Below are 14,418 nucleotides of genomic sequence, written 5' to 3'. Positions count from 1 at the left end.
TAAGTCAGTATACCAGCGGGTAATAATAGTTCGTAGCCTGTTTCCATAAAGCAAAACTACTCCCTTTTTTCTAACTCCACAACTTTAAGGGGTGAGCCAACATATCTTAAAGAGATCAGGCTTCTATCAATGTAGCGTATCAAACATACAAAACTGGGTCAGCGGATTTTCCTGGTTGATAAGCCTTGTCACGTATCACGAATATAGCTTATCTTTGTGTGCATGAATCCCGAGAAGTTGTTAGGAGCTATACTCCCCGCTGTTTTGATAGACAATTTTGACATTGTCAATTTTGAGAAGTCTGATACTCGTTTTGATATCTGGCTTGAAGAGAAGAAAGTACAATTGCGTGAAGATAAGTACAATAATAAAGTTGTAGCCTACGGCTTTGGCTCTTACCATTCGATTCAGGACTTTCCTATTCGTGGTCGTGCTACTTACCTGCATGTTCGCAAGCGCAAATGGCTCGACCATGATTCGGGTGCTATCTTTAGTTATGACTGGGATTTGTCAGAACATGACCACACTCGCCTGAACGCAGAGTTCGTGGCTTTTTTAAAAGAGGGAGATTGAAAGTACACCTGTAAGCATAAGTACTCTTGCTGCCCGAAACGGTTTGAACGGTCAGAGGCTTCGCAAACAGTACAAAGAAGTCATTAGTGACTATCGTGTTTGGGAACAGTTAGATCATGCCGAAGAATACACATTGTTTGAAGAGAATCTGGGTGCTGATCTGAGTTTGGATGAAACTTGCATGAGCAATGGTGAAGTCTACACGATATTAACCAATAAAGCCGCTCATGGTCGGGAGCATTCCCTTGTGGCTATGGTGCGTGGTGTATCCAGCGAGACTGTGATAAGAGCATTCAAGAAGATGTCACGCCATAAACGTCTTCAGGTTAAAAGCGTAACTACTGACCTATCCTCGGCTATGATGCTGACAGCACGCCGTTCCTTTCCTAAAGCCGAGCTGATAAACGACCGTTTCCTTGTGCAACAGCTGATGAATGAAGCCGTTGACCAGATTCGGGTAAAATATCGCTGGGAGGTGCTTGATGCAGAGAATAAGGCTATCCGGGAATATAGGGAAAAACGCAAGGAAGCTAAACAACAGGGGTGTTCACTGGAGCCATGGGAACCAACAAGGATGAGTAACGGTGAAACTATGCCACAGATTATGGCACGCTCTAAGCATATCGTTCTTAAGCACTTTTCTAAATGGAATGAACAGCAAAAAATCCGGGCACAAATCTTATTCGAGGCCTATCCTAAACTCAAACAAGGATATGAACTCTCTATTGGGCTGACTCAAATATTTAACAAACAGATTAAGGCTGATTCAGCAAGACTGCTACTTGCCAAGTGGTATAATGAAGTAGAAAAGTTTGGAGAAACCGGGCTCAATCGGGTATTGGACACCTTTGAAAATCACAATCAAACAATCATTAACTATTTCAATGAAAGACTCACGAATGCTTCGGCTGAATCTTTCAACGCTAAAATTAAGGCGCTCAGAAGTCAATTCAGAGGCGTGGAGATATTAAGTTCTTTATGTACAGACTAGCGATGCTATATTCGTGATACGTGACAAGGCTTATCAACCAGGAAAATCCGCTGACCCACAAAACTTAGTAAATAACGGCACTATACCAAGCTATAGGATAGGTCGAAACCGTTACTTTTGGTCTAATGTGTTATTTCAAAATTCTGAAATTTTTTTCATTTTTTTTCGAACAGGAATATATACAAGTAACCATGGCCTGTATATAAAGGGTGGCCTCGGGATACGTCTCAATCGTTTCTGTCTCGGATACGCAGGCCATGAATATAACCATATTTGAAAAATTAAAATTATATTTGTTCTTAATGCAATACCTGTAATGAACATGGAAAGATTATTTACAATAAAAGAACAACAAGAAATAATAGAAGAAGCTAAAAAAAACATTGATTTATATTTAGACACACATGTGATTTCAGGAAACTCTAATAAAAAAACTATCATCACTATATCTAAAAATAATCAGTTAATAGTTACTCAGGGAAATGAAGATACAGGGTTTACCCACCTAAATAATCGGCATGGATTCTTTTCATATAAAAACTATTGGATAAAAAATGAAATGCAAGTTTTGAGATTGGATAAGCCAAGTAAATTTCACCCAAATATGATGCCTGCTATTGATTTTGTTAAAGTAGCAGATGCTATATTCGATGTTGAAAATAAAAATAAGACTAAAAATAACCGTCCTGATGTATTTGATAAATATACAGGAGAGTATTCATTTATTGATGGGAATGTAGAGAAATATCATTTACTTACATACAAAAATACCAAAATTATACATTCTCTTTTCCCTGATAAAAAGAAATACAATAGGAAAACTAAAATACAATATGGAAAAGGTATTGTTTCCTGCAAAACAAAGCTTCCACCTGGTTATAATGATTTACTTATACCTTATGAAAATAAAGATGGTATAATTGCATTTTCTATTTTATTGCGTAAGTATTACCAAGAAAAGGTCGAAAGATTAATAATACAGAAACATGATATAGAAGGTAATCCTCAAATTTTATTTGTTTTAGGTGAGCGTACATTTAATGATTACGAGCGTTTTACTCATGAAGATATGATATTCTTTCAACATGAAGATTTAAAGAATTTAGAAGATATTATAATTCAAATTGACAATATGCATTGGATTTTTTCCTGATATCAATACTTCCTGGTAATTATATCGCATTTTAGCTTTAATTCAACTCTTAATTTTTCATTTTTAACTAAACTCTCTATCTTTGCAACAAAATGAACAATTATGAAAAAGCTATTTTATATTCTATTACTTTTTTGCGTGCCATTTGTTTTTCCTGCCTGTGGCGGTGACGATGATGATGATAAGATATTTCAATGGGAAGGAGATTGGAACGATCCGGAGCATCCCATGTATCAAGTTTACGGGGGTAATTATAATCCGGTAAAAGGTGTATGGGTACATCCAAACAATGAAGAAGGTGGTTATTTTTCAGAGGATTTTAAATATTACTCTATAGTGTTTCTCCCAAATGGAACATATCAAAAAATAACTTCTGGTACTGATTATCAGATAAACAATACAACTATTCGCTATTTTTCTCGATCGGAAAGTTATCAATATTATAGATTGGAAAAGAATTGGCTATATGTAAATTATCAATATTTAGGTCTGCCTATAAGTGACGATAATTGGGGTAAATATGAGCGATGGATAAACGACAACAATTAACAACAAAAGGAGTTTTCGTTGTTAATTGTTGTTAATTCGGTACTATATAGTTTTTCGTATAAGTTTCAGGGAGGCTTTTCTTTTACAGGTTGGATCGTATCCGTCTATTTCAGCTACGGTGTATAGGTCTCCATTTAATTTTATAAACGACTTGTTTAAATTTATATATTCTTCAGGTGTCAGTAGACAATCAACAATAGTATAATTATTATCACTGTGAGTAAGTAAAAGAAAATAGTTCTGAATAATAGAATTTGGGGTGTCTTTATAATCCAATATTATTCTTTTTCCTTTGTCATTATAGGTGTTACTAACCATTGCTAATTTAAAGTTGTTTTCTTTAGATTGAATATCGTAAATCCCCGATTGATACCAAAAACGTTGTGCTTTGTCGTAATATTCTTTACTTAACATATCTGCATAGTCGGACTTATTATCCCATAAGTCGTGGTCGGTAATCACAGGGATACTCAAAGAAGTGTTATTTATATCGTCTATAATATCCATATACCAACAATATGAAAAATTAGATGTTTGTGAAATTTTATTCGTTTCTATGCTGTCAGTCAAATATATGCCTCCTCCGTTTTCTCCTGAGTTGGGAATGCGCCCTCCTGTTTTTTCATCTATTTCCATCTTGCGGTAATATCCTTCTTCATTAGTGTCTACGGTGAATCCTAATTCATAACTATAAGGTAATTTTAATGGATTATTCGTTCTCTGGCTTATACCTCCCCGTTTGTCTAAATCTATTATATTGGTTATATTATTTATTATGTTCTTGTTTTTGACATTTAGCTCTATCGTATTTTTTTTACCATGTACCAAATCTAAATTAAATGCCTTACAAAAATTTTCTACCCAGTCGTTTACCTTTATGTTCGATGGCAATTGTTTTATAAGATTCATACGACCTAATTCAAATTCAGTAGGGGCGTTCCAATTCATCGCTTCGCCGGATGTAAGCGTGGAATTGTTTTCATCAACTTTCAGCCAGCCTTTGTAGGGTATGAATGGTTCAAGTGATAGTTCAAAATCTATTTCGTGATGCCCCCATCCCAAAATCCTAATTCTGGATGTCGAAGCAATGGTAATGGTTTCGTCTTTTTCCAGCCAGACAATCTGTGCTACTTGTCCCGTTGCATTGGAGTTATCCTTGCGTATTGTTTGAGTTTTTATTTTTTCGGGAATCCCATCTATTCTTATTTTAAACATATTGGCATCTTTACCATCCGAGTATACATATCCTTCACTAGCCACAGCCGAATATGCTTTATATCTGTCTTGTTCGTTAGGTGGGAGTTCTTCAATAGTCCACGAATTGCCACCTGTTATAGCCATTGGGTTGTGTAACATATAGTCCTTTACCATCGGATTATTATATAAATTTTCCTCACGCTGAGTACTGTAATATTCACCTCCCCAAGCAAGTCCGCAGATAAAATGAGGATTTTGCTTAGGATCGATAAAATTTACCTGGTGAGCTTTTGGATATTTGTTATTTTGTCCTTCTTTATTCTGGTTGATATTATTTTTATAAAAAGAATTGTCAAAAAATAAATTTTTAAAAGTGTCTTCATCGCAGTTCCGAAGTACTTTCAATTCAATAAAATCCTGTTCTAAATCCCCTTCTTCAAAATTTATATCTATATACTCATTCCCTTCTTTTGCTCTATATTGAGCTTTAAATATAAGTTTGTAGAGACCTGATTGAGGAATAGTAAATTTTATATTATTGCTATTTCCTACTTGTGTCTGCTTAATATTATAGCCGCTATCTACGACCTCTTTGATTTTTATATTTTGAGAGTTAAAGAGGTCTACAGAGTAACTGTCAAGCCAAGATACTGTTTTATAATATCGTTTTTTTTCTGAAACGCCATTCATTAGGTTGCCCCAAGTACCTGCTATTTTCATTTCACATACAGCTTGTACTTTTTCATAATCATTTGGATTTTTATAACTAACATAAAGCTGTTTAAGACGCTCGTCAGCAAGAGCGCTCCCTGTAAGCTCATATCCGGCTCCCTTGAACACTTCTTTTAACATATGTATGCAATTAACTGAAGGAGGGTAATCATTAATGTCAAAAAGGACAGTGTTGTCTATTCGATTTTTATCAGAGTAAATTCCATTCTGAGATCTTTTGGGCAGCAATCCGTATAAAACGAAAGGAAAAATGCAAGGTGAAATCCCCTCATATTTTTCTATTTCGGAATGTTTACCTGTATTATACAATGCTATATCCTCTATTCCTTTAAAATCCACCAGCCACGTCCCAGCCTGATTCATCATTGTCTCCCCAAAAATATCCTTTGCCGTTTTCGGTGCAGGTACGCCCAGATTACCTTTATAATAATCGCGCGTGATTTCGCTCAATTTGAATTTTCCGTCGAAAATTTTGATACCATCCACCAAAAGTTGCGCATCGTAAAGCTGTGAAAATTTGCCCTTTACCTCCTCCGTATTCGTGTAGCCGAAGATAGCATTGTTTACGGCAGTAGCTGGCAGTTGCATATCGTACGAACGCTGCGCATCTTTGGTGCTTAGTTCTGCCGGGTTTATAAACTGACGCTTGAGATACACCGAAAAATTGTCGGGGTTCTCCGTCTCACACAGTTGTTTGTTGATGTAGAGTTCTATATTTGCCATAAGTTTAGAATTAGCCCCCTTGCCCCCGTGGGGGTGCTAAGAGGGTATTAGATAATTAGTTTCTTCGTTATTTATGTTGTTTTTGTTTTTGCGGTTTACTCTAAAGTCCTCCTCCGGAGGATTGAGGGGGCTTTCTACCCCTAAGTATGCCATAGCTCAACCCACTGCCCCGTTCCAGCAGCTTGTTGAGACACACATATCGCTGTGCATCAATCGAATGATTGTAGCGGTCGATGGGGATATTCGTAGCCTTTCCAAACTCATCGTTCTGCCATCGGTAGTTGCGGTATTCGCTGATTATATTCATACTGTGGCAGGTAATATGTTTCGGGTAACGGTTGAGCAACGAAATTCCTGTATTTATGCTGTCTTTTCCTTTCTGTGCCGGCTCTATGCGCCATCCTTGAGTCGCTATTTCGCGGATGCTTTTCGGTTCGGCGCTATCGGCAATTATAGGAGTGTCGCGCGGAATGTTTAGTGTAGACAAGTGTTTGGCAATCATCATATTGTCGTAACCCTTGTGGTAAAGCAATTCGTCTATCCACAGTTCGCCATCCGACAGGCGCATATCCACAATGGCCGTAGGGTCGTTGGTAAAGCCGAAGTCGATACCCAACCAGCGTTTTTTGTAGCCTTCGGGCAGATGGGCAACGATATCCCAATTTTGCATAATCACACCTTGCCGTGCGCCTGTCAGCCCTTCGCCGTAGACCTGCCACCAATCGGCATCGCCCTTGTTGCTTTCTATTTCCTTTATTTGAGCCTCGGACAGAAATTCGTTATCACGGTAGGTAGAGTGGATAAGCAGGGCATCTGGTTGCTGCATTACTTTTTCGTCGAGCCAGAACTCGAAGCTGGGATTGCAATCGAGAAAAATAGTACCAGTGGTGCGGATGGCAAGCTGACGATAGATTTCGTATTCTATATTGATGCACTCGTTGATATAGAGTATATCGCGTGAAGGGCCGTGCACTTTCGAAGCATTGTCGGCAGAAAAAAACTCTATCATCGAGCCCTTTGTCCTGTATATCTTGTCTGTCGCATTCCAGTTGCGCGGTTGCCATTTGTCAATGCGTTGCAGTATATTTTTAAAATCGCGGATACAACCTTTCTTGAGATGGGGCAACGATTCCGATACTACCGATATAGTGAGCGGAGTGGGCGACATCTCAGCAACTACAAGCAGCAATTGCAAGATGCTGTATGTCTTCGACGAGCGGGTCGATCCTTTGTTTACAATATAGCGGTATCCGTCTTTATAAGCCTTGAGGTTGCGTGTAAAAACACCTGTCGTTTCCATTTTTTTTCTTTATAGATAAAGAAGATGGAAAATAATGGACAATAGTTAAGAGTCTGTTTAAATTTTATAGCAAATCTTTTTTATAGCTGTTTTTAAATATGGAAAATACGCTAAAAAGAGCATAAAAAAGTTGCTAAGAACTATACTAAAGAACCTATAAGAAATATTTTCGCTAAAATTTAAACAGGCTCTAACAATAAGTCCCCTCAATCCCCCAAAGGGCTGGAGATCTAATGGCTTCTTTTTATTTTTCCCGTTTCGGTCAACGGAATGGTATCGACCTTTATTATCTTTTTTGGAGTAGAGTAGGGAGGCAGTTTCCCGGCAAAAAGCGATTCGTCTACATCTTCTTCTGTGAGAAGTACCACAATCTCGCCAAACTTTTCATCGGGTAGCGAAGTGATGGCAAAATTGCCTTTTATCAGAGGTTTGAGCAAGGCTTCCACTTCTTCGGCATGCACCTTTACGCCTCCAGTATTTATTACATTGTCTTTGCGCCCCAATATGCGGAATCCACCATCTTTGTTTATTTCGGCTATATCGTTGGTTTCTAGCCTTTCGGCAGATACTTTGGGTGCGTCTATGATCAATGTGCCTTCTTCTGACAGCTTTACCGAAACATTTTGTAGAGGATAATAATAATCGGTTGCAAAATCACCATTCAACGCTCTGATAGCAATGTGCGAAAGCGTTTCGGTCATTCCATATGTGGAATAAATATCATTGGGGAGTTCCTTTAGTATCTCCAATAAAGAATTATCTATGGCGCCACCGCCAATAATCAGTTTTTTTATTTGCGATAAGCGTTTTGTTTCAATATCCGTTTGCAAGCTGTTGTAAACCTGCATCGGAGTCATAGCTGCAAAACGGAAAGATACATCGTTGTTTTTCAGTGGATTGCCCGAAGGTGGCACAGGATGCAAATCCATACCGGCAATCAAAGCCCTTACCGTTACCATTTTCCCCGCAATATAGTCCAAAGGCATACATAACAGCGATTTGTCTTTTTCTTTTAACCCAAAATACCGGCAGGTCATTTCGGCACTGTTCATCATACGCGATTTCTCGACAACGATTTCTTTTGGCGTTCCTGTCGAACCGGATGTCTGCACTTTCAAAAAAGGCGATTTTGAATACCAGTCGCAGAGAAACAGGAAAAGTTTGTAATGAAATTCCGATTTTCCGGCAAATGCAGGTATGCCTTTGGTATTGAAATCGTAAGGCATATATGTGTCGCCTTCTATCGTTATAGTTTGTTTGCGTATATTAAATTCGTACATAAACCCTTGTTTTTGAATTTTCATGCAATTATAAAAAAAGACATCGACATAAAATAATAATTCATACCTTTAAAGGATTAATTCTTTTATCAATAGTAAAAATAACGGCAGTGAAATATATTCTTTTGTCCTTAATGACAATATTATCCACATCATTGTTTGCCCATTCCGATGTCGGCTATCAGTACAAATATGGCAATGTCAAAGGCTATATCTTCTATGGGTACTACGAGCACGAAGAGCGCAACAAGGCAGAGATAATAGCCCAATATGCAGAGCTTTTGGCTAAAGAAATGAATTACAGGGATACTATCTTCCTTAATTTTACACATGACTATGTAAAAGGTGCCCAGAAAGAATACGAATATAAGATTCTATTAAATGGAGAAAAGAAAGGCTTGCCTATCGTGATTTCGCAGAATCGCAACCGGTACGATATTATCCAAACATTGTTGTTGGTAGAATATGCTATCAACAATAAGGCTGCGATAGAAAAAACACCGCAGAAGATGCTGCCGGATGCCGATATGGAAAAAATAACAAGCAGAAGCATTTCGGAAAACGTAAGCAAAATAATAAGCCATAAAATATATAAGCCTGCCGATCGTATAAACGCCGACCTGGATCAGATAGACGAAATCTCGTACTACGTGCAAAATAACAAATTCCACGTCTATAAAAAAGGAAGTACTCATAATGCAGAAAAGGACGTTTTGGAAAAAACGGAGGAAGTCCTTCTTCAGCTCGATAATATATACCAGTTTAGCAAGTTGAGGTTGTATCCGTATTACGGCAGCAGCAAAGCTGTGGTTTTCGACAGCGATTCGTCTTTTTATTGTATAGATATTGCTGCCGATTATGATTTTGACCGGACTTTCTTTTCTAAAAGATATCCGATAGATAAACCCTCATATGTGTTCGAGCCTTATCTTGTGAATGATGTAGGCGGCAATATCATTACCATTCATTTTGTTGTGATGCAGACGATCCATTCGGTTAAACACAAGGTAATTGGATACCGTATGGAAGACGACTGCCTGATAGAAGACCTGAACCACTTTTTCAACCTTGCGGGCAGGGCGAAGTATATGCAGAGAAGTGAATGAAGCCGTTCGTCTGTTCTCCATCTTTCCCGACCGGAATAACAAAGAGATAGTCCACTGTCTTTATAATGCAGGAAAAAAACTATCTTTGTTACTACAAAAACTTATCAGGTATGAACGACTGGAAAGACCGTCTGAATGTGGTATATTCTACCAATCCGGACTATAAATATGAAAAAGAAGACGAACAGGAAGAAGAAACCCTGCCCAAAGACAAGCAACAGCTCCGTATCTCACTCGACAAGCGCAACCGCAAAGGTAAGTCCGTTACTTTGATAACCGGCTTTACTGGTACGACCGAAGATTTGGAAGCATTAGGCAAGTTTCTCAAAGTGAAATGTGGTGTAGGCGGTTCGGCAAAAGATGGCGAGATAATCGTGCAGGGCGACTTCAGGGCAAAGATTCTCGAACTACTCCACAAAGAAGGCTATGCCAAAGCACGAACCATCTGATAATCAGCAAAACCTACATGTATATAAGGCTTCGGCAGGATCGGGAAAAACACACCGCCTGACCGAAGAATACCTTCATTTGCTCTATTCGTCGCCGTTTGCCTACAGGCATATACTTGCCGTAACCTTTACCAACAAGGCGACCGACGAAATGAAAAGCCGTATTATCAGCGAATTAGCCAACTTGGCTGCAAATAATAAATCGGACTATATAGTCTCCCTTTCGCATAAATACAAGAAAAATGAGGAACAAATACGGCAGCAAGCCCGCGAAGTGCTTGTGCACATATTGCACGACTACTCTGCTTTCTCGGTAAGCACTATCGACAAGTTTTTTCAGCAGACCATGCGTGCATTTACTCGCGAGATCGGTCTAGGCGGAGGATATAATGTAGAACTCGATACCAATAAGGTATTAGGCGAAGCTATCGACTCCCTGCTTTTCGATCTCGAACGTTCCGATAATAAGCTCCTGCTCGACTGGCTTTTACGTTTCTCCGAAGAGAAAGTGGAGAATGGCGAGACATGGAACATCCGCAACGATATACAATCGCTTTCGTCCGAGATTTTTAAAGAAAGTTATAAGGCATACAGCAATCAGGTGCAGGAAAACATTGCCGATAAACAACTGATGGCTGACTATAAGGGTATGCTTTTTGCCATTATCCGCACCTTCGAAAGCCGTTCGCAGCAGATAGGAGAAAAAGCCCTGAATATAATGCAGCGTTATGGGCTTACTACCGAAGACTTTAAAGGAGGGTCGCGTTCGCCTTTCGCCTCATTCCTCAAATGGGCAAACGGAGCGATAGCCGAGCCTTCTAATACTTTCCGCACACTGGCAGACGATACAGCAAACTGGTACACACAAAAGACCAGTGCAGATGTCCGCAGCAAGATTGACGATATTTACCCCGAACTGAACAACTGTGTCTGTGATATTATCGCCCATTACGACGATTCGCAGACCTACCAGACGGCTTACGAAATAAATCGCTATTTCTTCACGTTGGGCATACTTGCCGATGTGGATAAGAAAATACGCGAACTGGCTGCCGAAAACAATACGATGCTTATTTCGGACACTACCGAATTGCTCAATCGTATTATAGACGGCAACGAATCGCCTTTTATCTACGAAAAAGTAGGGTTGAGGGTCAATAATTATATGATCGACGAGTTTCAGGATACGTCGGGTATGCAGTGGCAAAACTTCCTGCCGCTGGTGCGCGACAGCCTTGGCGGAGGCAACCGCAACTTTATCGTGGGCGATGTAAAGCAAAGTATTTACAGGTGGCGAAATTCGGATTGGAAATTGCTTGACGAACAACTTGATGCCGACTTCACCACCGAGGGTATCAACCACGAAACACTCGACACCAATTGGCGTAGTGCATACAATGTTATAGCATTCAACAACAGTATATTTACGCAGGGGGCAAAGCTTTTGCAGGAAACTTACAATCATTCGCTCGAAGGGGCTGGCGATCCGCGATTACATCCTTTTCTCGGGCGTATAACAAGGGCTTACGGCGAACTTACGCAGGCAATACCCGATAGCCGCCGCGACAATGAAGGGCACGTACATGTGCAATTCGTAGAAAGTACGGATGAGCAGACTTGGCAGGAATATGCCCTCGAACAACTGCCCAAACAAATAGAAGGCTTGCAGGATAGAGGCTATTTGCTGAAAGATATTGCCATACTTGTACGTACCAAAAGAGAGGGTGCAGATGTTGCCAACTGCCTGTTGGAGTATAAAAGCGCAAACCCGGATTCGGGCTACCGCTACGATATTATCTCCGATGAGGCGCTTTTTGTCGGCAATTCCAAAAGTATAAAACTGATAATAGCCTTACTCAGATACCTGCATAACCCATTGGATACTTCGTTAAAGGCATTGGCTGTATATGAGTACTTTAAATACAGCAACCGTATGAATGCCGAAGAAGCCCTCGAAAAATATTTCTCGGCAAACAACGAGCTTCCGGCAGATGTGGCAGCAGAGTTGGAGCGCATCCGCGAATTGCCGTTGTATGAAATGACAGAGGACATTTTCAGGCTGTTTCACGATGCGATGGAAGAAAACGAGCAAATCTACATCCAATCTTTTCTGGATATGGTTCTCGACTTTACAGTCCGCTATTCGTCCGACCTCGATTCGTTCCTTAAATGGTGGAAGGATACGGGGGCGAATAAGACGATTTTCACTCCCGATGGGCAGGATGCAATCCGCATAATGACCATACATAAGTCTAAAGGGCTGGGATTCAACGTTGTGCTTATCCCGTTTTGCAACTGGGAGATAGATCATAAGCTGACCACGATTCTCTGGTGCCACCCAAAAGTTGCGCCATTCGACCGCCTGCACCTTGTGCCGGTGAAATATTCGCAAAAATTGAAAAATACGATTTTCAGCTACGAGTATTTCGATGAAAAGTTGCACGCCTTTATCGACAATATAAATATACTGTATGTGGCTTTCACCCGTGCCAAAAACGAACTTATCGTATATGCTCCCCGCCCGAAGAAGATAGAAGTCGGCAATATTGCTTCTTTGCTTTGGGCAAGTATGAATAGCACAATACAGGAGGAAGACGAGAAGCCGTATATCGACCTCAGTAAATATCTTGACGACGAAGAGGGCATTTTCAGCATAGGAGAAGGTTACCATCCTGCGAAAAAAGAGAAGGAATCCGCAGTGAATGAAATTAGTATCGACTCCATATCGAGCATACAATACGATAAGCGGGTAAAGCTGAGGCTGAAAAACAAATATTTCTTTTCCGATACGGGCAAACGCGATTATGGTACACTGATGCACGAGATAGTGAGCCATGTGGAAACCTTGCAGGACGTGGAGGCGGCCATAGAAGAATACCGCGCATCGGGCGATATAGTTGAGGAACAGAAGGAAGAAATAATGTCGCTATTGGCAGGCTATTTGTCCGATCCAGTCGTTATGCCGTGGTATTCGGGCGAATACCGGGTGCTGAACGAAGTACAGATATTACAGCACAAAGGCACATTTAGCCGTCCCGACCGAGTGATGATAAAAGACGGCGAGGTCATTGTTATCGACTATAAATTCGGCGAGAAAGAAAACCGTAAGTACAACCGTCAGGTGAAATATTACATGGATCAGATCCGTAAGATGGGGTATACCGACATCAAGGGATATGTGTGTTATATCACCTTGGGAAAGGTGATAGAGGTGTGTCATAAGTAAGCCTGAACACTGTCTGATATTTTCACATGAGTTTGATATAATAGTGTGTAAATACCCGGTTAAATTATTTCGTATAAGTATATCGTCCAGTGAGATGTTTCGTAATTATCGAATATTTTCATCAATCTTAGTCGGCTATTATAATCTGTGTTTATCTCGGTTGACGATATTATATATTGTCCATTCATTTCTTTTATCAGATTGTAATCGAGGTCTAGGTGTTGGATGGAGGGTAAATCGTTATCGTAACTATTAAGAAGCCACCATGCATAAATTTCACTTGGTAATATATAACACCAGGAACCCCATGTGTCGAAAAAGAATTTATTGTAAGGGTGTTTATCTAATTCTTTTTCCATTATTTTTCTGAATTTATGCTTATATGCAAGGGGATAATTAGTAGAATAACCGTCTAGTGTATAAAACCCATTATATTGCGATATTGCAGGGGGCAGGTAAATATTTATAATTTTATAAGAAGAAGCATCTCTTCCTATTGTTTTTTTTATATCATCAAATTGCTTCTTGGCAAAAAAGTGACTATAGCTTGATTCGTGTTGAAATATATGATACGGCTGTTTTTTACATAAAACAACTGATTGCACTAAGATAATAACAATGCATAGATATATTCCTTTCTTGCTCATTTTGTGGATATAATATAATGAAATAGCAAAAACGATATACCAAAGAGGAGGAAATAGCCAAGTTATACGTACAAAATCTAAAGGCAATACTTTATTTATGGAAATCACGATGTTGGAAAACAAGTCCCATTTATATATAAGAATAGGGACATATGATAATAAAATAAATGAAAGAATAAATATTAATCTTCTATCTTTCATCTTATTTTTTACCATAAATAAAATGCTAATACATAAAGTTAGTAATATATATTTATGGAGGCTGAAATTATGAGTATATGTATATAATATGTCATTAGAGTTCTTTGTATTTTCTTTAATAATCCATTTAATAACACTCAATACGCTTTCTCCTTGTTTGAAAAACTCTATCCGGTGAGATACAAAATTGACATCAGCAAAAAATGAATAAAATAACGGCAAATGACTTATTACATACATCAGACTCAACAAAATAATACCCATAAACAAATATTTGCTATTTTTTCTTTT

General features: G+C 39.1%; 10 protein-coding genes and 1 pseudogene. 7 read left to right on the top strand and 4 right to left on the bottom strand.

The window, feature by feature from the left end:
• The first annotated feature begins 222 nt into the window (after positions 1-222).
• The 4 genes and pseudogenes from D0T57_RS14415 to D0T57_RS14400 all read left to right on the top strand — a co-directional run bounded on the left by D0T57_RS14415 (position 223) and on the right by D0T57_RS14400 (position 3,266).
• Positions 223-573: a transposase family protein gene (locus tag D0T57_RS14415; RefSeq protein WP_163274185.1), complete on the top strand. Its 351-nt coding sequence runs from the start codon at positions 223-225 to the stop codon at positions 571-573.
• A gap of 133 nt (positions 574-706) precedes the next feature.
• Positions 707-1,581 (top strand): annotated as a pseudogene (locus tag D0T57_RS14410) (transposase).
• A 305-nt stretch (positions 1,582-1,886) separates the two neighbouring features.
• Positions 1,887-2,717, top strand: coding sequence for a hypothetical protein (locus D0T57_RS14405; RefSeq protein WP_163274184.1), 831 nt, complete (start codon positions 1,887-1,889; stop codon positions 2,715-2,717).
• A gap of 102 nt (positions 2,718-2,819) precedes the next feature.
• On the top strand, positions 2,820-3,266 hold the full coding sequence (locus D0T57_RS14400; RefSeq protein WP_163274183.1) for a hypothetical protein: 447 nt from the start codon (positions 2,820-2,822) through the stop codon (positions 3,264-3,266).
• A gap of 42 nt (positions 3,267-3,308) precedes the next feature.
• Here D0T57_RS14400 and D0T57_RS14395 read toward each other — a convergent pair whose 3' ends face one another.
• From D0T57_RS14395 to D0T57_RS14385, 3 genes are all read right to left on the bottom strand, one after another.
• Entirely contained in the window at positions 3,309-5,783 is a 2,475-nt protein-coding gene (locus D0T57_RS14395; protein WP_255490615.1) for a hypothetical protein, read from the bottom strand.
• 235 nt (positions 5,784-6,018) lie between these two features.
• Positions 6,019-7,218: a PBSX family phage terminase large subunit gene (locus tag D0T57_RS14390; RefSeq protein WP_163274181.1), complete on the bottom strand. Its 1,200-nt coding sequence runs from the start codon at positions 7,216-7,218 to the stop codon at positions 6,019-6,021.
• A 230-nt stretch (positions 7,219-7,448) separates the two neighbouring features.
• Complete coding sequence (locus D0T57_RS14385; RefSeq protein WP_163274180.1) at positions 7,449-8,498, bottom strand: AMP-binding protein; 1,050 nt, start codon at positions 8,496-8,498, stop codon at positions 7,449-7,451.
• Positions 8,499-8,632: 134 nt separating this feature from the next.
• On the opposite strand from D0T57_RS14385, the gene D0T57_RS14380 reads away from it, so the two are divergent.
• The 3 genes from D0T57_RS14380 to D0T57_RS14370 all read left to right on the top strand — a co-directional run bounded on the left by D0T57_RS14380 (position 8,633) and on the right by D0T57_RS14370 (position 13,279).
• A complete protein-coding gene (locus D0T57_RS14380; RefSeq protein WP_163274179.1) occupies positions 8,633-9,604 on the top strand; it encodes a hypothetical protein in 972 nt (323 codons plus the stop codon).
• Positions 9,605-9,714: 110 nt separating this feature from the next.
• On the top strand, positions 9,715-10,053 hold the full coding sequence (locus D0T57_RS14375; protein ID WP_163274178.1) for a translation initiation factor: 339 nt from the start codon (positions 9,715-9,717) through the stop codon (positions 10,051-10,053).
• The gene (locus D0T57_RS14370; protein WP_163274177.1) at positions 10,031-13,279 is read left to right on the top strand and encodes an exodeoxyribonuclease V subunit beta; all 3,249 of its coding nucleotides are present in this window, start codon (positions 10,031-10,033) and stop codon (positions 13,277-13,279) included. The genes D0T57_RS14375 and D0T57_RS14370 overlap by 23 nt, the downstream gene beginning before the upstream one ends.
• Before the next feature lie 59 nt (positions 13,280-13,338).
• Here the strand turns inward: D0T57_RS14370 and D0T57_RS15705 are convergent.
• The coding region (locus tag D0T57_RS15705; protein ID WP_221412315.1) for a DUF6044 family protein at positions 13,339-14,418 on the bottom strand (1,080 nt) is incomplete at its 5' end.

The organism is Dysgonomonas sp. 511, assembly GCF_010501105.1.
GTDB lineage: Bacteria > Bacteroidota > Bacteroidia > Bacteroidales > Dysgonomonadaceae > Dysgonomonas.
This window is presented reverse-complemented; position numbering and strand designations above follow the sequence as displayed.

Bases quoted from the DNA above. Each gene is read 5' to 3' on its own strand.
- D0T57_RS14415 (WP_163274185.1), top strand. From the start codon at position 223: ATGAATCCCGAGAAGTTGTTAGGAGCTATACTCCCCGCTGTTTTGATA.
- D0T57_RS14405 (WP_163274184.1), top strand. From the start codon at position 1,887: ATGGAAAGATTATTTACAATAAAAGAACAACAAGAAATAATAGAAGAA.
- D0T57_RS14400 (WP_163274183.1), top strand. From the start codon at position 2,820: ATGAAAAAGCTATTTTATATTCTATTACTTTTTTGCGTGCCATTTGTT.
- D0T57_RS14395 (WP_255490615.1), bottom strand. From the start codon at position 5,783: ATGCAACTGCCAGCTACTGCCGTAAACAATGCTATCTTCGGCTACACG.
- D0T57_RS14390 (WP_163274181.1), bottom strand. From the start codon at position 7,218: ATGGAAACGACAGGTGTTTTTACACGCAACCTCAAGGCTTATAAAGAC.
- D0T57_RS14385 (WP_163274180.1), bottom strand. From the start codon at position 8,498: ATGTACGAATTTAATATACGCAAACAAACTATAACGATAGAAGGCGAC.
- D0T57_RS14380 (WP_163274179.1), top strand. From the start codon at position 8,633: ATGACAATATTATCCACATCATTGTTTGCCCATTCCGATGTCGGCTAT.
- D0T57_RS14375 (WP_163274178.1), top strand. From the start codon at position 9,715: ATGAACGACTGGAAAGACCGTCTGAATGTGGTATATTCTACCAATCCG.
- D0T57_RS14370 (WP_163274177.1), top strand. From the start codon at position 10,031: ATGCCAAAGCACGAACCATCTGATAATCAGCAAAACCTACATGTATAT.